The sequence below is a fragment of the Burkholderia sp. 9779_493 genome (assembly GCF_015712215.1).
Taxonomy (GTDB): domain Bacteria; phylum Pseudomonadota; class Gammaproteobacteria; order Burkholderiales; family Burkholderiaceae; genus Burkholderia; species Burkholderia cenocepacia.
This window is the reverse complement of the sequence record NZ_JACCQA010000001.1, coordinates 324,624-342,915: the sequence shown is the minus strand read 5'-3', so window position 1 is coordinate 342,915 and position 18,292 is coordinate 324,624. Positions and strand designations below refer to the sequence as shown.

Annotated in this window: 16 protein-coding genes; 9 read left to right on the top strand and 7 right to left on the bottom strand. The window is 66.3% G+C overall.

Annotation, left to right across the window (positions count from 1 at the left end):
- Positions 1 to 11: 11 nt before the first annotated feature.
- Entirely contained in the window at positions 12 to 611 is a 600-nt protein-coding gene (locus H0X95_RS01475) for a DJ-1/PfpI family protein (RefSeq protein ID WP_006485564.1), read from the bottom strand.
- Positions 612 to 1,020: 409 nt separating this feature from the next.
- Between H0X95_RS01475 and H0X95_RS01470 the strand changes: the two genes are divergently transcribed.
- Positions 1,021 to 2,178 (top strand): DUF4382 domain-containing protein, encoded by a 1,158-nt coding sequence (locus H0X95_RS01470; protein ID WP_059723865.1) that lies wholly within the window; start codon positions 1,021 to 1,023, stop codon positions 2,176 to 2,178.
- Between the two features lie 317 nt (positions 2,179 to 2,495).
- Here the strand turns inward: H0X95_RS01470 and H0X95_RS01465 are convergent, their stop codons facing one another.
- Genes H0X95_RS01465 through H0X95_RS01455 form a run of 3 tightly spaced genes read right to left on the bottom strand, consistent with a single transcriptional unit; the run spans position 2,496 to position 5,126 of the window.
- A complete protein-coding gene (locus H0X95_RS01465; RefSeq protein WP_006485541.1) occupies positions 2,496 to 2,957 on the bottom strand; it encodes a chromate resistance protein ChrB domain-containing protein in 462 nt (153 codons plus the stop codon).
- 14 nt (positions 2,958 to 2,971) lie between these two features.
- Positions 2,972 to 4,144, bottom strand: a complete 1,173-nt coding sequence (locus tag H0X95_RS01460; protein ID WP_006485582.1) for a chromate transporter — start codon at positions 4,142 to 4,144, stop codon at positions 2,972 to 2,974.
- 19 nt (positions 4,145 to 4,163) lie between these two features.
- Positions 4,164 to 5,126: a chromate resistance protein ChrB domain-containing protein gene (locus H0X95_RS01455; RefSeq protein ID WP_196445879.1), complete on the bottom strand. Its 963-nt coding sequence runs from the start codon at positions 5,124 to 5,126 to the stop codon at positions 4,164 to 4,166.
- Between the two features lie 334 nt (positions 5,127 to 5,460).
- Between H0X95_RS01455 and H0X95_RS01450 the strand changes: the two genes are divergently transcribed.
- The 5 genes from H0X95_RS01450 (at position 5,461) to H0X95_RS01430 (ending at position 7,011) form a co-directional block, all read left to right on the top strand.
- Positions 5,461 to 5,745 carry a hypothetical protein gene (locus H0X95_RS01450; protein WP_034203981.1) on the top strand — a complete coding sequence of 95 codons (285 nt, stop codon included), beginning with the start codon at positions 5,461 to 5,463 and terminating at the stop codon, positions 5,743 to 5,745.
- Between the two features lie 260 nt (positions 5,746 to 6,005).
- Positions 6,006 to 6,290, top strand: a complete 285-nt coding sequence (locus tag H0X95_RS01445) for a hypothetical protein (protein WP_034204103.1) — start codon at positions 6,006 to 6,008, stop codon at positions 6,288 to 6,290.
- A 47-nt stretch (positions 6,291 to 6,337) separates the two neighbouring features.
- Positions 6,338 to 6,547 (top strand): hypothetical protein, encoded by a 210-nt coding sequence (locus H0X95_RS01440; RefSeq protein ID WP_006485579.1) that lies wholly within the window; start codon positions 6,338 to 6,340, stop codon positions 6,545 to 6,547.
- Between the two features lie 35 nt (positions 6,548 to 6,582).
- A complete protein-coding gene (gene rpsU, locus H0X95_RS01435; protein ID WP_048985949.1) occupies positions 6,583 to 6,795 on the top strand; it encodes a 30S ribosomal protein S21 in 213 nt (70 codons plus the stop codon).
- A gap of 9 nt (positions 6,796 to 6,804) precedes the next feature.
- Complete coding sequence (locus tag H0X95_RS01430) at positions 6,805 to 7,011, top strand: hypothetical protein (RefSeq protein WP_080353644.1); 207 nt, start codon at positions 6,805 to 6,807, stop codon at positions 7,009 to 7,011.
- Here H0X95_RS01430 and H0X95_RS01425 read toward each other — a convergent pair.
- Positions 6,995 to 7,147, bottom strand: coding sequence for a hypothetical protein (locus H0X95_RS01425; RefSeq protein ID WP_006485535.1), 153 nt, complete (start codon positions 7,145 to 7,147; stop codon positions 6,995 to 6,997). The genes H0X95_RS01430 and H0X95_RS01425 overlap by 17 nt on opposite strands.
- Before the next feature lie 237 nt (positions 7,148 to 7,384).
- On the opposite strand from H0X95_RS01425, the gene H0X95_RS01420 reads away from it, so the two are divergent.
- The 3 genes from H0X95_RS01420 to H0X95_RS01410 all read left to right on the top strand — a co-directional run bounded on the left by H0X95_RS01420 (position 7,385) and on the right by H0X95_RS01410 (position 10,752).
- The gene (locus H0X95_RS01420) at positions 7,385 to 8,119 is read left to right on the top strand and encodes an ABC transporter substrate-binding protein (protein ID WP_058903877.1); all 735 of its coding nucleotides are present in this window, start codon (positions 7,385 to 7,387) and stop codon (positions 8,117 to 8,119) included.
- Between the two features lie 370 nt (positions 8,120 to 8,489).
- Positions 8,490 to 9,797 carry a dicarboxylate/amino acid:cation symporter gene (locus H0X95_RS01415; RefSeq protein WP_006485551.1) on the top strand — a complete coding sequence of 436 codons (1,308 nt, stop codon included), beginning with the start codon at positions 8,490 to 8,492 and terminating at the stop codon, positions 9,795 to 9,797.
- A gap of 13 nt (positions 9,798 to 9,810) precedes the next feature.
- On the top strand, positions 9,811 to 10,752 hold the full coding sequence (locus tag H0X95_RS01410) for an amino acid ABC transporter substrate-binding protein (protein WP_059723869.1): 942 nt from the start codon (positions 9,811 to 9,813) through the stop codon (positions 10,750 to 10,752).
- Between the two features lie 80 nt (positions 10,753 to 10,832).
- Here the strand turns inward: H0X95_RS01410 and uvrA are convergent, their stop codons facing one another.
- Entirely contained in the window at positions 10,833 to 16,727 is a 5,895-nt protein-coding gene (uvrA, locus tag H0X95_RS01405; protein ID WP_059723872.1) for an excinuclease ABC subunit UvrA, read from the bottom strand.
- Between the two features lie 311 nt (positions 16,728 to 17,038).
- The gene (locus H0X95_RS01400; RefSeq protein WP_059723874.1) at positions 17,039 to 18,241 is read right to left on the bottom strand and encodes an alpha/beta hydrolase family protein; all 1,203 of its coding nucleotides are present in this window, start codon (positions 18,239 to 18,241) and stop codon (positions 17,039 to 17,041) included.
- Between the last annotated feature and the right edge of the window lie 51 nt (positions 18,242 to 18,292).

Genomic DNA, 18,292 nt, shown 5'->3' with positions numbered 1-18,292 from the left:
TGCTCGTCGAGCTACCCCAAGTAGGGCTTGATGTTCGTCAGCGCACGCGAAACATACTCGTCCTTCTCCCCGACCGGCGCGACGTAGTGCAGCGCGCTGCGCGCGGCGTCCTCGCCTTCCAGGCGCGCGATGAGCCACGCGGCCAGATACTGCGAAGCAAAGCAGCCACCCGCCGTGGCGACGTTGCCTCGAGCGAAGAATGGCTGATCCAGGACGTCGACGCCCGCCTCGAGCACCCACGGTTTGGTCGTGAGATCGGTGCAGGCCGGGATGTTGCCGAGCAAGCCGAGCTTCGCCAGAACCAACGTGCCCGAACATTGCGCGCCGATGAGCTGCCGGGCAGGGTCGAACTCGAGCTGCGCCATCAGTGCCGCGTCATTGACGACCTGGCGGGTTTGCATACCGCTGCCGATGAGGACGGCATCGGCCGTGCAAGCGTCCGCCAACGTTGACTGCGCCTGCACGGTCACCCCGTTCATCGAGGTGACGGCAGGCTCCGGACAAGAAAGGGTTACCCGCCAGCCCGGCTTCCTGATTCGATTGAGCACGCCGAGCGCAATGAGGGAGTCGAGCTCGTTGAAGCCCTGGAAGGTCACGATCGCGATATGCATGGGACACCCTGTATCCAGTCAGTCGATGCATCTTGCCAGATTGCCGTCGCGAACGGCCCTGCTTTGCCGACAACTCAGTGTTACAGCCGGCCGGCTTGCCCTGATGGTCGACTTCATCCCGATACATCCCGGGCGGGCACACTCGCGCCGCCCAGGCAATTTCTCGCCGCTCCATGAGTCCCCGTGCCCCTGGCGATACAAACATACGACGAAAGAACGTGCGGCCATGCCGTACGACGTAATTGCCCGCCGCCACCCGGCCCGGGCCATCCGAAGCGACATCAATCCCGGTAAAAATTGACCGATCGAACAAATTGTTACCGTCGGTTTCAAAGATGCCCAAATAGCCGGCTGCCGCCTCGCTATCCTTCCGTCACCCACAATAACGATCCCACTTGGGGGGTGACATATGAACAACATCATCAAGAGCGCCCTGTGCGCCGCCTTCGTACCATTCGTCCTTGCAGGTTGCGGCGGCGGCGACGACGGTGGCGGCACGCAAACCGGTACGCTGCACGTCGCGATGACGGATGCGCCATCGTGCGGCTTCGACCATGTGTACGTCACCGTTTCGCAAGTCCGCGTCAACGCCAACGCGAACGCCGCCGACAACGACGGTGGCTGGTCGACCGTTTCCCTCGCGACGCCGCAGAAGATCGACCTGCTGTCGCTGACCAACGGCGTGCTCGCCGATCTCGGCCAGACCGCGCTGCCCGCCGGCCAGTATCAGCAAGTTCGGTTGGTGCTCGCGCAGAACCAGGGCAACACGCTCGCGAACTCGGTCGTCCCGACCGGCGGCACCGAACAGGCGCTCGCGACGCCGAGCGCGACGCAAAGCGGCTACAAGATCATCCAGCCGTTCACGGTTCAGCCCAATACGCTCGTCGATCTCGTGCTCGACTTCAACGCCTGCAAGTCGATCGTCCAGCGCGGCAACGGCTCGTATGCGCTGAAACCCGTCGTCACCGCGATTCCGACCGTCGTGAGCGGCGCGATCTCCGGTTACGTCGCATCGGCCGAAGCCGGCGCGACCGTCTATGCCGAACAAGGCGGCAAGGTCGTCCGCGGCACGGTGGCCGACAGTTCCGGCAAGTTCGTGCTGTCGCCGCTGATCCAGAGTTCGACGCAGGGCAATTACGATGTCGTGATCGTGCAGAACAACTTCGCATCGGGCATCGTCCGCTCGGTTCCGGTCGTCGTGAACACGACCACGGCGGTGTCGGCGTCGAACGCGCCGATCACGCTGCCGGCCTCGACGATGAGCACCGTCGGCGGTACGGTGACGGCGAGCGCGAACGCCTTCGTGCGTGCGCTGCAGACGATCGATGCGAACGCCTACGAGATCACGTCGAGCAACGCGAACATGGACACCGGCGCCTATTCGCTGTCCGTGCCCGCTGCCACACCGATCGTCGGCACCTACTCGGGTTCGCTGCCGGTCGCGCTGGCCGCGGCGCCGGCTGCCGCGGGCCAATATACGATCGAGGCCGACGCGGCATCGGGGGCGACCCAATCGGCAAACGTCAACGCAACGACCAGTCAGTCCAACGTCAACTTCAGTTTCTGACGCGCTGACGGCATCATCGAAAGGGCCGAACGGCCCTTTCCTTCCAACGGGAGAACGAAGTGAAAAAAGGGGTGATCGCATTGCTCGCAGCGGCGAGCATGGTGGGCGCGCTCGGCGGGTGCGTCGCCTATGTTCCTGGCGCGCCGGTCGTGGTCGCGCCGCAAGGCGGGCCGGGAAATGGATTCTGTCCGCCGGGACAGGCCAAGAAAGGCAACTGTTGACGAAAAGCCCGCGCCTCGCGGGCTTTGTTTCGTCCGTCTAGCGAGCCGACCGGCGGCCACGCCGGTCGTCTGCACGCATCCCCGCTTTCCCGCTCGTCACTCCGCCATCTTCGGCGGCCACGCATGGCCTTCTGCCTGGCAATGCCGGCACCACGCATACAGCGCGTCGTACATGACGAGACCATGTTCGAGCATGTCGTGATCGTCGGAAAACATGTCCGACAGCCCGAGCGAGATGGCATAAAGCCCGCTGGACTGCGGCGTCAGATCGAGTCGCGACGTATCCGCGCCGCGAATGATGCGGGCCATGTGCTGCAACGCGCGATCGTCGGCCAGACCATATTTGTCGAGAAACGCATCGAAGCTGCATTGCTCGCCGACGTGCGTCAGCTCCACCCCCGGAATGTCGTACGGAATCGCACCGGTCTCGTCGGCGATCCGCAGCACGTCGGCCGGCGCAACGTACAGAAATTCGGGGGTCTCGTCGATGAACCGGGCAATGAGCCAGGGACACGCCACCCGGTCGATTTTCGGACGTTGTCGCGTAATCCATTGCATGGCGGCCTCCACGGTCAGTGATGCAACAGCGGATACACGATCAGGCCCAGCACGGCGGCTCCGCCCACGACCACCGGCTCCGACAGCTTCTTGAACCTGACCAGCAACACGATCGTCGCGAGCGCCACCAACGCGGTCGGCACATCGACGATCGAACGTCGGGCCAGCACGATCACCGACCCCGTGATCGCGCCGACGGCCGCGGCCGTCACGCCGTCGACGAACGCCAGAATCGCCGGCAGCCTGCCGTACTTCTTGAAGTACGGGGCCGGCAACACCGTGAACAGATAGCACGGCAGGAACGTGCCGGCAGCCGCCACGCACGCACCGGGCAGCCCGGCCACCAGATAGCCGATGAAGCCCACCGTGATCACGACCGGGCCCGGCGTGATCATCGCGACCGCCACGGCGTCGACGAACTGCTTCTCGTCGAGCCAATGGTGTTCGGTGACGACGCCGCCATAGAGGAACGGCACGATGGCGAGCCCCGAGCCGAACACGAACGCGCCGGCCTTCGCAAAGAACGCGGCAAGTTGCGCGAGCTGCGGCCAGTCGACGATACCGAGCCACGCGCCGGTGGCGGAGACGGGCAACGCCATCGCCGCATTGACGCGCCGTTGGCGTAGCCACCTGGGCGGCGCGCGCGTGAACCAGACGAGCAGGCCCGCCGCGAGAAATAGCCACGCCACTTCCGATTCGGTGATCACCGTCACGGCGACCAGCGCGAGATAGATCGCCCACAGCAGCTTGTCGTGGCCGATGCTTTTCGCGGTCAGCTTGCGCGCGCTGATCGCGATGATGCCGATCACCGCCGCGCCGACACCGTAGAACACCGACTGCATCCACGTCAGGCCGCCGAATCGCGTGTACGCGTAGCCGAGCCCCACCACCATCAGGAACGACGGCAGCACGAACGCGATCCCGACCAGCGTCGCGCCGACGATGCGGTAGTGCACGTAGCCGAGATAGATCGCCAGTTGCGCGGCGAGCGGGCCCGGCGCGAGCTGCGCGAGCGCAAGGCCTTCCTTGTAGTCCGCGTCGGCGATCCATCGACGCGTGTCCACGAGATCGCGATGCATGTAGCCGGCGAGCGCGACCGGTCCGCCGAAACCCGTCGCGCCGAGCCACGCGAAGTACCTGATCAGTTGCCACAACGTATAAGCCGGGCGGTCGCGATGTGTGTTCATGTTCGGGCGAGCAACAAGGTCAGGGTTGGCGGTTGCCGCGGAAATGCACGTACAACGAATCGAGTACGGCGCCGATCTCCGTCAACAGCGCATCGTCGTCGGCGAGACGCTTTCGGGCACCGGCGAGAATGGCCTCGAACCCGCCGGCTTCCGGCACGGTCGCGCCGCCCACGTCCAGCGCATGCACCATGGCGCCCAGCCGGACGAGTCCGTCGTTGTCGCCGAGCCCGAAGCTGGCGACCAGTACTTCGAACGACACGCGGTCGCCCACGTGCGTGAACGGCGCGCCGTCGAAATCGAAACCGAGCGCGTCGGGCGGGCAATCGGCGAGGTTGTCCAGCCACACGAAGCGTGCATGCGGATCGATGAAACGCTGAATCAGCCACGCGCTGGCGACGCGATCCACCCACAGGTGACGGCGCGTCGCCCACAGCCTGCCCTGATACTGCGCAGGGTCGCGGCGTGGAATGCCGCGTTGGGCGGCATGCGGCTCGCCGGGCGAGCGCAACGCTTCGATCGCGGCGGTGAAATCCCGCCATTGCGCATCCGCGCGCAGCGAGGTTTCACCGGGAAAGAAATCGATGCGTCGAATCGCCTCGTACGTGCGAGCGTGGCGGCGTTGCATGCGATTGAGATCGGCTGCCGCCAGTTCTGGCAGCGTCTTGCGAGCCTCCGAAAGCTCGGCGAGCCAGCCCGTGTAATCGGCCGCGCGATCGAACAGCGCCTTGTACGCGTCTTCGTCCGCGGGGTCGTCCGCACGGACATCCAGCAACCACGCCTGCCCTTCGCCGTTACGGGCCTCGTCGGCGAGGTTACGCAACTGCGCCGCCTGCTCGGCATGCGCGGGCAACAGGTAAGCGCCGTCCCGCAGTGCGCCGCAGCCGAGCGCCTTGACGGTACGCCAGATGCGCATGCGCGCGGTCGCGCCGTCAGTCGGCAGACTGACGATCAACAGGAGCCAGGAAGTCGGGACCGGATTCATGAAGGCAGCATAATGGGCCGTCACGAACACTGCAATTCAGTAGATATCGCTACAACGTTTCGTCAGCCGGAAGCTCCGCTCGACGCGTGGCGCGCGCGCCGCACCTGACGACCGGACCGCTCTCGTCGCCGGACCGCAACGCGCACGCCGACCGAAACCGGATACGCAATCGCCCCCGCACGGGATCGTTACGATATCCTGCGAATCGAGCGGTTCAACGCATAGACTGAACACACATCACGGCGAACGCCCGTCACTCCATCGCACGCTTTCCCCGCCGCCGTTCCGAATGCAGCCGGGCGGCAAACGCAGGCCCATCTACGAAACCGCTCCAATGACAATCGATCCCGGCTCCATTCCTTACTATCTCGTCCTTCGGGCCGGCTGGCCACCGTATGTGCTGAATTCGGATCGTCGAGTGCTGCGCCGCCAGGCGAGTCCGCTATTGCTGGCATTCGCGCGCACGCGCGGCGCGATCGCGCATGTCGACGACAGCGCGTGGAACGTCTTCTCCGACAGCGAGGGGCTCACGGTAGTCGAACGTCGCGAGACCGGGTTCTTTTCGCTGGTCGCGGGCGACGAAACCGAACGTCAGTTGCATTTGCTGACGACGCTCTGACGTCGTCGCCGGGCGTGCCGCTGCGCACTTGCGGCCACCGAATAAATCGACCGCTCGGCAAACGATGCGCGTATGATGGGTCCATCCGCGCGATCAGCCGTCCTTTGGCCGTTCGCCCCTCCACCCGCCCGCTTGCTGCATCGCCCCGCCTTCGCGCTGCAACGTTGTCCCCTTCACCCACTGGCCCGTCCCACAACGGAAATACAGGCCGGATGTGTTCGCCCATGCGACTCGTCGTGGCCGAACGCCAGGAGTTCGTCATGAGCATGCACGTCTATCGTGGATTCGAGATTTATCCACTGATTTACCCTCACGTGGCCGCGCCGCATGGCTGCCCGCACAACTACGACGCCGGGTTCGACGCGGCAGTCAAGATTTGCCTGCGCGGCACCACCGATACGCTGACGCAGAGCCAGACCTTCAGATTGCGCGACACGTCCCCCTTCGACAACGCCGGTGACGCGCGTCGTGCGTCGGTCCGCTATGCCGAGAACATCATCGACGACAATCGCGGCAAACAGGGATTCTTCGCCAACGCGAGCTGACGCGGCTCGTCAATGCCATACACTTTTTCGGTATTTTGGAGATCGAAATGATCATCGACGAACTGCTCGGCTTGATCAGACGGCGTGAAGTCACCCGGCTCGACACCGCCGTGCCCGCCGGAATCGCCGATTCAGCGATGTGCCATCAACCGGAGCTCCACATGTTCATGGCGGTACGTGCGCTATCGATCGGAGCAGGCTATTCGGAATTCGAATCCGACGAGATAGCCAGCGCCGTCATGACACGGCTCGGCTAGCCTTCCGTTCCAACCGCTTTCCAGACAGGATCTACATGACGACAATTACGCCGAAGCTCAACGAACCGATCGATGTCGCACTGCGGCGATTCCGGCGCGACATCGAGAAAACCGGGCTGATTCGCGAGCTGCGCAGTCGCACGGGCTATGAGAAGCCCACGACGGAGCGCAAGCGAAAAAAGGCCAGCGCCGTTGCCCGACAGCGCTTGCAGACGAAGCGCCTGCTTCCGCCCCGAAAAATGTACTAGGAGCCCATCGTGTACGACATGCCGGCCGACGCGCTTCCGTTCTTCCCGTTGACGAAATGCGAAGTCGATTTCGATCGGCAGAACGACATGGTGACACTGCTGCCGAGCTTCTATGCCTTCGGGTGCGAGTACACCAGCCGCGGGTTTCTGATCGCGCGCGGCGATGCGTTCAAGCTGATTGCCGCGCTCGAGAAGGCGCTCAGCGTGCAGGGGTGAGCCGGCACCGGCACGGCAGCCCGCTCGTCGGATTGCCGGTGTCGATGTCCTGCATCATCAGGCAGTCGCCGCGCGCGAGAATCCCCAGCCCGACACGCGCCGCCGACAGAAGCGCTTCGTTGTCGTTGCCGATCATGCTGCAGCCTGCGTTGATCGCATGTTGCTCGCCGTCCGGCGTCCGCTTCCCCTGCGGATACGTGTGCAGCACGGTGACAGGATGCAGCGACCGCCCATGAAGGCCGCGGGCCGACTCGTCGTCTCCGCGCAGGCACGCCCGCACATGCGATCCACGACGTCCGGTGATAAGCTCGGCATCGACGCACCGTCGCGCGTCCGTCACCCGACCGACCCCATGCCTCCCACGAGTCCGCTCATGCCCATCGCTCCCGCTGTCGTCTCCGCCTTCACGCCCACCGGCAAGCTCCGCGCCTCGATCAACCTCGGCAACCCGATCCTCGCGAACCGCGACCCGGCGACGGGCGAACCGTTCGGCGTCTCGATCGACCTCGCCCGCGCCTTCGCCGAGCGCCTGTCGGCCGACCTGGAACTCGTGGTGTTCGACGCCGCTGGCAAATCGGTGCAGGCGCTGACCGACGAGCGCGCCGATTTCGGCTTCTTCGCGGTCGATCCGCTGCGCGGCGAAACGGTCGCGTTCACCGCGCCGTACGTGCTGATCGAAGGCTTCTATCTCGTTCCCGACGCCTCGCCGATCCGCACCAACGCGGACGTCGACCAGCCGCACAACCGCGTGGCCGTCGGCAACGGCAGCGCGTACGACCTGTTCCTCACCCGCGAACTGAAAGCCGCGCGGATCGTGCGCGCGCCGACGTCGCAAGCCGTCGTGTCGACGTTCGTCGAGCAGCAACTGGAGGTGGCGGCCGGCGTGAAGCAGCAGCTCGAAGCCGACGCCGCGAAAACACCCGGCCTACACCTGCTCGACGAGCGCTTCATGGTGATCCGGCAGGCGATGGGCGTGCCGAAGAGCCGCGGCGACGCGGCCGCGGCGGCCCTGAACGCATTCGTGGAAGACATGAAGGCGTCCGGCTTCGTCGCCGATTCGCTGCGCCGGCACGGCATCACGGGTGCATCGGTCGCGCCGGCCGGCTGATCGAAAACCGTGGGCCGCCGCGCGCAACGCGCGCATTCGCCGACCGCCGGGATCGTCCGGTGCGTGGCGCAGGCCCGCGATTTCAGCACGAGGCAGCGGGATCTCCGTGCGCATGACCGGGGCGAAACGCGCGGCGCCGGTCGTCGCAATGCGGCGGCCTTCATACCGGCGACGTGCTGCTCCGCACAAACCGGCATCGGGTTGCACCGGCGTCGGGCACGAAGCGCCACCGGTGCAATCGCCGTCGCCCGGACCGGCCATCACCCGGCGCTAGCGCAAACCCGAACCCGGTTGCACTGTTCATCGTCATTCTGGTCCTGTATCGTCCTTCCATCCCCCGATTGCGAAACCGCTGCATGGGAGGCTCACGATGCGCAAAAAGAATGCTGCAGCCGTCTGGATCCTGATCGCGATGGTGGCAGGCATCGCGATCGGCTACATGGTCTTCACGAGCTTTCCGGACAAGAAGGCCGCCGCCGAAGTCGCCGGGTACATCTCGCTCGTCTCCGACGTGTTCCTGCGCCTGATCAAGATGGTGATCGGGCCGCTCGTCTTCTCCACGCTGGTCGTCGGCATCGCGCACATGGGCGACGCGGCGTCGGTCGGACGCGTGTTCGCGAAATCGATCGCCTGGTTCATCACCGCGTCGCTGGTTTCGCTGCTGCTCGGGCTGCTGATGGCGAACCTGCTGCGGCCCGGCGACAATCTCGGCTTGCCGCTGCCGGACATCGGCGCCTCCGCGAACCTCGCGACGTCCAAGTTCACGCTGAAGGATTTCGTCGGCCACATGGTGCCGAAGTCGTTCGCCGAGGCGATGGCGAACAACGAGATCCTGCAGATCGTCGTGTTCTCGATGTTCTTCGGCGTCGCGCTCGCCGCACTCGGCGACCGCGGCAAGGTCCTCATCGCCGCGATCGACCAGCTGTCGCACGTGATGCTCAAGATCACCGGCTACGTGATGAAGCTCGCGCCGCTCGCGGTGATGGCCGCGATGGCCGCGACCGTCGCGGTCAACGGGCTGTCGGTACTGCTGAAGTTCGCAGTGTTCATGGGCGACTTCTACGTGAGCCTGTTCCTGCTCTGGGCACTGCTCGTCTGTGCGGGGCTCGTGTTCCTCGGGCCGCGCGTGTTCAAGCTGCTGGTGCTGATCAAGGAAGCGTTCATGCTGTCGTTCGCGACGGCCAGCTCCGAAGCCGCGTACCCGAAGATCCTCGATGCGCTCGACCGCTTCGGCGTGAAGCGCAAGATCTCGAGCTTCGTGATGCCGATGGGCTATTCGTTCAACCTCGACGGCTCGATGATGTACTGCACGTTCGCGTCGCTGTTCATCGCGCAGGCGTACAACATGCACCTGTCGCTCGGCACGCAGATCACGATGCTGCTGGTCCTGATGCTCACGTCGAAGGGGATGGCCGGCGTGCCGCGCGCATCGCTCGTCGTGATCGCGGCCACGCTGCACCAGTTCGGGCTTCCGGAGGCCGGGCTGCTGCTGATTCTCGGCGTCGACACGTTCCTCGACATGGGCCGCTCGGCCACCAATGCGGTGGGCAACTCGATCGCGAGCGCGGTGGTCGCGAAATGGGAAGGCCAGCTCCTGTCGGAAGCGGAAGCCGAAGCCAACGCGGCGCGCATCGAAGCGGAACAGGAAGCGACGATCGCACATCCGACGGAAGTCTGACGGAGGCCCGGCGATGAAGATGCAGCGATTCTGGCGTGCGCTCGCGCTCGCGGGCCTGCTTGCGACGGGCGCGACCGCGCGCGCGGAAGATGCGCCTTCGACGCTGCCGCGCGTCGAGCCGTTCGCGCCGGCCCAACTGACCGGCACGCTCGCGAAGGTGCACGGCAGCGGGACGATCGCGCTCGGCTATCGCGACGCGTCGATACCGTTTTCGTACCTGAACGCGCGCAACCAGCCGATCGGCTATTCGATCGAGCTATGCAAGGCGCTCGTGTCGTCGATCGAGGATGCGATCAACCGGAGCCTGACGATCCGCTGGGTGCCGGTCACGTCCGACACCCGCATCGACGCGGTGGTCAGCGGGAAAGTCGATCTGGAATGCGGCTCCACGACCAGCAACCTCGAGCGCCAGAAACGCGTGGCGTTCTCGCCGGTCATCTTCGTGGCCGGCACGAAGGTGATGGTGAAACGCGGCGCGCCGATCCGCTCGTTCCGCGACCTCGCGGGCAAGAAAGTCGCGGTGACGGCCGGTACGACCAACGAGAAGGCGCTGCGCGACCTGAACGACAAGTTCCGGCTCGGGATCCAGCTACAGGTGGTGCCGGACCATGCGCAGGGTTTCGCGCTCGTCGCGAATGGCGGCGCCGACGCGTTCGCGACGGACGACGTGCTGCTGTACGGCCTCATTGCCGAGAATGCGGGCAAGGGTGGCCAGTACGACGTGGTCGGCGACTTTCTTTCGTACGACCCGTACGGAATCATGTTCCGCAAGGACGATCCGCAACTCGCGCAGGTCGTGAAAACCACGTTCCAGGAATTGGCCGCCGACGGCGAGATCGCGCGTCAGTACAAGCGCTGGTTCCTGCGCCCGCTTCCGTCGGGCTTGAGTCTGAACCTGCCGATGAGCCCGCAACTGGAGACCATCATCGAGACGATCGGCGTCAACGGGAGTTGAGCGCGTCGACATGAACGACGAAACACGCGCGGCCCCGATGCCTCGCCAGGCACCGGGGCCGCTCACCGGACACGATGCGTTCAGCCGACCCGCGCCGCGCCCTGCTGCTCCGCTTCATCGTCTTCGCTGGCCGTTCGTGCGAGCACCGGCTTCAACGCCTGCCCCGTATGGCTCGCGCTCACCTTCGCGAGCGCTTCCGGCGGCGCCGCCGCGACGATCGTGCCGCCGCCCACGCCGCCTTCCGGCCCAAGATCGATGATCCAGTCGGCTTCCGCGATCACGTCGAGGTCGTGCTCGATCACGACGACGCTATGCCCGGCATCGACCAGCCGATGCAGCACACGGATCAGCTTCGCGACGTCGGCCATATGCAGGCCGACCGTCGGCTCGTCGAGCACGTACAGCGTATGCGGCGCCTTCTGGCCGCGCCGCGTGATGTCGTCGCGCACCTTCGTCAGCTCGGTGACGAGCTTGATGCGCTGTGCTTCGCCGCCGGACAGCGTCGGCGACGGCTGACCGAGCGTCAGATAGCCGAGCCCGACGTCCTTCATCAATTGCAACGGATGCGCGATGTTCGAAATCGGCGCGAAGAACTCCACCGCCTCGTCGATCTCCATCGTCAACACGTCGCCGATGTTCCGGCCGCGCCACGTGACGGCGAGCGTTTCCGGATTGAAGCGCTGCCCGTGGCACACGTCGCACGGCACCTTGACGTCGGGCAGGAAACTCATGCCGATCGTGCGCACGCCTTGCCCTTCGCAGGCAGGGCAGCGCCCATCGCCGGTATTGAACGAGAAACGCGATGCCGTATAGCCGCGTGCGCGCGCCTCGAGCGTATCGGCGAACAGCTTGCGGATCGTGTCCCACACGCCGATATAGGTGGCCGGACACGAACGCGGCGTCTTGCCGATCGGCGTCTGGTCGACTTCGAGCACGCGATCGATCTGCTCCCAGCCGCTCAGCGATTCGCAACCCTGCCATGCGTGCGTGACGTTCAGCGACGGCCGCGGTGCGCTGCGCGCCAGGACGCTCGAACGGCGATTGGTGGCCGGCGCGTCCTGCTGCGCGGCCTTGCGCGCACGCCGCGTGGCCGGCGACGACAGCACCGAGCGGCCGACCGCATCCAGCAGGTTCGTCATCAGCACGTCGCGCGCGAGCGTCGACTTGCCCGACCCGCTGACGCCCGTCACCGCGACGAGCCGCGCGAGCGGAATGCCGACCGTGACGTCGCGCAGGTTGTGCAGCCGGGCGCCATGGACGGTCAGCCACGCTTCCGGCACGGCCGCACCGCCCTTCTTGCCCGGCAGGCTCACGCTGCGGCGCGGCTGCAACGGATGCGTCATCGGCTGCGCGAGCAGGCGCCCCGTCACCGAATCGGCCTGCGCCGCAAGGTCGGCGACCGCGCCTTGCGCGACCAGCGTGCCGCCGCGCTTGCCGGCGCCCGGGCCGACGTCGATGATGTGATCCGCGCGGCGGATCGTGTCCTCGTCATGCTCGACGACGACCAGCGTATTGCCCTTGTCACCGAGCTTGCGCAATGCGTCGAGCAGGATCTGGTTGTCGCGCGGATGCAGGCCGATCGTCGGCTCGTCGAGCACGTAGCACACGCCCTGCAGGTTGCTGCCGAGCTGCGCGGCGAGCCGGATGCGCTGCGCTTCGCCGCCCGACAGGCTCGGCGCCGCGCGATCGAGGCTCAGATAGCCGAGCCCGACCTCCTCGAGAAACGCGAGGCGGCTGCCGATCTCGCTGACGATGTCGCGCGCGATCTGCGCATCGCGCCCGGTGAGTTCGAGCGCATCGATCCAGCGGCGCGTATCCGACACAGTCCATTGCGCGACCTCGACGATCGGATGCGCGTCGAACGTGACCGCGCGTGCGGACGGATTCAGCCGCGTGCCGTGGCAGTCCGGGCACGGCTCGTTGCCGACGCCTTCCGGTTCCTGTTCGTCCGACGGCAAGGTTTGCTCGCGGCCGCGATCGTCGCCGGCGAGCACCGTGTCGTCGTACGCGGCGCGCTGTTCGCGCGTGAGCGTGACGCCGGTGCCGACGCAGGTCGTGCACCAGCCGTGCTTGCTGTTGTACGAGAACATCCGCGGGTCCAGCTCCGGATAGCTCGTGCCGCACACCGGGCACGCGCGCTTGACCGACAGCACCTTGACCGCGCCGACCTGCGCGGTCGAATGATCGTTCCGCATCGCATCGTGCAGCCCGTCGAGCGGCGCGAGCAGGTGCATCACGCCCTTGCCGAGCTCGAGCGTCTCGTCGAGCCTGCGCCGCAACTCGGTTTCGTTGTCCGGCGACACGACGATATCGGCCACCGGCAATTCGATCGTGTGCTCGCGGAAACGGTCGAGCTTCGGCCACGGATCGACCGTGACGAACTCGCCGTCGACGCGCAGATGCGTGCTGCCGCGCGCCTTCGCCCACTTCGCGAGATCCGTATACACGCCCTTGCGGTTGACGACGAGCGGCGCGAGCAGCCCGACGTGCTCGCCGCGATGATCGCGCAGCAGTTGCGCGGCGATCGATTCGACGGATTGCGACGTGACCGGCGTGCCGTCGTGGATGCAGTGCTGCAGGCCGAGCTTCACATACAGCAGCCGCAGGAAATGCCACACCTCGGACGTGGTCGCGACCGTGCTCTTGCGCCCGCCGCGCGACAGCCGCTGCTCGATCGCGACGGTCGGCGGGATGCCGTACACCGCGTCGACCTCGGGACGGCCGGCCGGCTGCACGATCGAGCGCGCATACGCGTTCAGCGATTCGAGGTAGCGGCGCTGGCCTTCGTGGAACAGGATGTCGAACGCGAGCGTCGACTTGCCGGAACCCGATACGCCGGTGATCACGTTGAACTTGCCGTGCGGGATGTCGACGTCGAGCGACTTCAGGTTGTGCTCGCGCGCGTTGACGATCCGCACGACGTCCTCGCCTTCGATCGCCCGGCGCGCGCGCGCCGCGTTCAGCACGGCCTGCAGCGGCACGCCTTCGTCGGCGTGCACCGCCTCGCCATCCATCTCGCGGTCGTACTGCAGCAGCGCCACGCCGGTATGCGATGCGGCGCAGGCCTTCACGTCGTCGGGCGTGCCGGCGCACAGCACGAGGCCGCCGCCGTCGCCGCCTTCCGGGCCGAGGTCGATCAGCCAGTCGGCCGCGCGGATCACGTCGAGGTTGTGCTCGATCACGATCAGCGAATGACCGGCCGCGAGCAGCTTGCCGAACGCCTGCATCAGCTTCGCGATGTCGTCGAAGTGCAGCCCGGTAGTCGGCTCGTCGAACATGAACAGCTTCGCACGCGCGATGCGCGCTTCTTCCGTCGCGACCCGGCGCCCGTTGGCCGCCGCCGCCGATTCGGCGAGGAAGCCGGCGAGCTTCAGGCGCTGTGCTTCCCCGCCCGACAGCGTCGGCACCGGCTGGCCGAGCTTCACGTACTCGAGGCCGACGTCGACGATCGGCTGCAGCACGCGCAGCACCTCGGCGTCGGTCGCGAAGAACGCGGCTGCCTCGCTGACGGTGAGATCGAGCACGTCGGCGATGTTCAGCGCGCGGCCGTCGCGCTCGATGCGCACTTCGAGAATCTCGGCGCGGTAGCGGCTGCCGTCGCAATCCGGGCAACGCAGGTAGACGTCGCTCAGGAACTGCATTTCGATGTGTTCGAAGCCCGAGCCGCCGCAGGTCGGGCAACGGCCGTCGCCCGAGTTGAAGCTGAACGTGCCGGCGCCGTAGCCGCGCTGCAGCGCGAGCGGCGCCTTCGCGAACAACTTGCGGATTTCGTCGAATGCGCCGACGTAGCTTGCCGGGTTCGAGCGCGTGGTCTTGCCGATCGGCGACTGGTCGACGAACACGACGTCGCCGACCTGGTCGGCGCCCGTGAGGCTGCGGTACGCGCCCGGCGACTCGGTCGCCTTGCCGTGGTGCCGCGCCATCGCCGGATACAGCACGTCCTGCAGCAGCGTGGATTTGCCGGAGCCGGATACGCCCGTCACGCACACGAGCCGCTGCAGCGGAATCTCGACCGTGACGTCGCGCAGGTTGTGTTCGGTCGCGCCTTCGAGCACGATGCGCGGCGTGTTGGCGTCGACCACGCGGCGCGCCCAGTTCGACGCATGCGCGACCTGCTTGCGGCCGCCGAGATACTCGCCCGTCAGCGTGCGCGCGGACCGGATGTCGGCCGGCGTGCCGTCATAGACGATCGTGCCGCCGCGCTCGCCCGGGCCGGGGCCCATGTCGATCAAGCGATCGGCCGCGAGCATCACCGACGGATCGTGCTCGACCACGACCAGCGTATTGCCCGCGTCGCGCAGCCGCTGCATCGCCTCGACGATCCGCGTGAGGTCGCGCGGATGCAGCCCGATGCTCGGTTCGTCGAGCACGAACAGGGTTTTCGTGAGCGACGTGCCGAGCGCCGTCGTCAGGTTGATCCGCTGCACCTCGCCGCCCGACAGCGTGCGGCTTTGCCGGTCGAGCGTCAGGTAGCCGAGCCCGACGTCGCACAGATATTTCAGGCGCGTGCGCACCTCGGCGAGCAACAGCTTCAATGCGTCGTCGAGCAGCACGCTCGGCAGGACGATGTCGTCGAAGAAGCGCCGGATGCGCTCGATCGGCAACAGCATCAGGTCGTGGACGGTCAGGCCAGGCAGCGCTTCGAGCTGCGCGCGGCTCCAGTCGACGCCGCGCGGCATGAAGCGGTCGGCCGGCGCGAGCACGGCGTCCGCGTTCTCTTTCGAGCCGAGCCGCCATTGCAGCGATTCCGTCTTCAGGCGCGCACCGCCGCACACGTCGCACGGCGTATAACTGCGGTATTTCGACAGCAGCACGCGGATGTGCATCTTGTACGCTTTCGATTCGAGATAACCGAAGAAGCGCTTCACGCCGTACCACTGGCTTTGCCACTTGCCGTTCCAGTCCGGCGACCCGTTGACGACCCAGTCGCGCTCGGCGTCCGTCAGCTCGGACCACGCCACGTCGCGCCGGATGCCGGCCTTCGCCGCGTAGCGCATCAGGTCGTCCTGGCACTCTTTCCATGCGGGCGTCTGCATCGGCTTGATCGCGCCGCCACGCAGCGTCTTGCGCGCGTCGGGAATCACGAGGCCGAGATCGACGCCGATCACGCGGCCGAAGCCGCGGCAGGTTTCGCACGCGCCGTACGCCGAGTTGAACGAGAACAGCGCGGCTTGCGGCTCCGCGTAGCGCAGGTCGCTGTCGGGATCGTGTAGCCCGGTGGAGAAGCGCCAGATCAACGGCTCGGCCGTCGCGTTTTCCGCTTCCGCCGCCAGCACGTACACGTTCACGCGGCCGCCGCCGCGCTTCAGCGACGCCTCGATCGCCTCGACCACCCGCACCTTGTCGGCCTGCTGCACGCGAAAGCGGTCGGCCACCACGTCGAGCATCTTGCGCGGCCCGGTGGGCGACGCGACTTCGCGCTGCGCCTGCACGCGCGTGTAGCCGCTCGCCGACAGCCACTGCGCGATTTCCTCGTCGGACACCGCTTCCGGCAATTCGACCGGGAACGTGACGACGACGCGCGGATCGTCGGCGCGCGTGCGCGCGACGAGCTCCGCGTAAATCGTCTCCGGCGTGTCGTGCCGCACCTGCCGCGCGGTCTTGCGGTCGAACAGCTCGGCCGCGCGCGCGTACAGCAGCTTCAGGTGGTCGTTCAGCTCGGTCATCGTGCCGACGGTCGACCGCGAGCTGCGCACCGGGTTGGTCTGGTCGATCGCGATCGCGGGCGGCACGCCGTCGACGCGCTCGACCTGCGGGCGATCCATCCGGTCGAGGAACTGCCGCGCGTACGCGCTGAAGGTTTCGACGTAGCGCCGCTGGCCTTCCGCGTACAGCGTGTCGAACACGAGACTCGACTTGCCGGAGCCCGACGGGCCGGTCACGACCGTCATTTCACCGGTGCGCAGGTCGAGATCGAGATTCTTGAGGTTGTGCTGACGTGCTCCGCGAATGCGGATCAGATTGCTGGATGACAATTTGCCTGCCCGTCTGAATGAGTTAGCCAGAGTTCACGGTGCCGGAACGCTGCGGCGGATGCCCGCAGGCGCGGCGCACGGGCCGCAAGGGTTGGACCTGCGCGGCTCGAGTTCGACGGGTACTATACTGTATATTCATACAGTTTTCCATGACGACCCTGCGGGCGTCATGGACAGGCGGCGGGGAGGGGCCCGTCCTGTCGGTTGCGCCTCCCGGGGAATCGACGAGTCGACCGGCGTTTCGCGGTGCAAGCCCGGCGGCGCACGTCGATCGCGGCGGCTCCTGCCACCTCCTGCCTCGGCAGCGCGGCTCATGTTTCCACGTGTGTCGCGCCCAGTTCCCTGTACGTCTCGGCAATCCAGTCGGCGATATAGTCGCGAACGTTCGTCACGTTGTCCGCGCTGCAGTGCTCGACGCCCCCTTCCGCCGCGGTGAAGAATTTCAACTCGCGCTTCGGGCTGTTCACCGCACCCTGATACTGCTGGATCGCGTATTCCCGCGGAATCTGCCGGTCGGCGTCCCCGTGGACGATCAGGAACGGAACCGTGACCTCGTCGATGACCGGAGCCAGCGTGATCCGCTCCGAGAAGGCCATGAATTCTTCAAGCGTGGTCTTGCCCCATACCCATCGGACATGATCCCAGTAATGCGGCACCGGATTGTCGCCCTCCCGCGCGAGACGGCGTCGCTGCAGTTCGCCCCAGTTGAAATTCGCGCCCCACGCGACACACAGCCGGAAACGCTTGTCGATCGCGACCGCGCGCGGCGCGTAGTACCCGCCGAGCGACCACGCGCACATGCCGAGCATCCGACTGTCGACGTCGTTACGTCGCGCCAGGTAGTCGGCGACGGCCCCCGCCCACACCTCCGATTCGATCAACGCGGTCAACCCGTTCACGCGCAGCGCTTCGCCGGTGCCCGGTTGATCGATCGCAAGGCTCGAAATGTTGCGCGCCGCGAGCGCCTGCTGCACGCCGCTGCCGTAAATCGTCTCCTTGAAACTGTCCAGACCGTTGGCGAACACCACGCACGGCGCGGCGGCCGATGCGTTGTCGTGCGCCGCGACGAACACGCCGGCGAGCGTGGTGCCGCGATACGGGACTTCGACCCGCTCGCAATTTTTCTCGTGAAGCTCGGCGAACCGCGCGAAACAGCGCAGCGCCTTCGCATAGGCAGCCCTGCGGGGTTCGAAAGACGGATGCGTCATGCGCTCGCCCGTCAGGTAGTACACCGCCGCACGGCCGAATTTGGCGCCGGCGCTCAATCGTCGGCCGGCAGCCAGCTCCGCTTCCGCCAGCCCACGAAGACGATCGCCCAGCCCGCACCAGGCCAGAAAGAAGGCTTCGGTTGCGCCGTCGTCGCTTCGTGTCGACGCGTCGATCAACGGACGGCACACCGCGTCGATCTCGCCGCTGTTTCCGCCCGACGCCAGTGCGATGTTGACGGACAGGTTCCATACATAGTTGGTGGGGAAATATTCGACCATTGTTTGCTCGACGGGATTCGACCGCATCCCGCGTAACGTGACGACAGAAAGAAACAGCGATGCAGATGACGCGCGGCG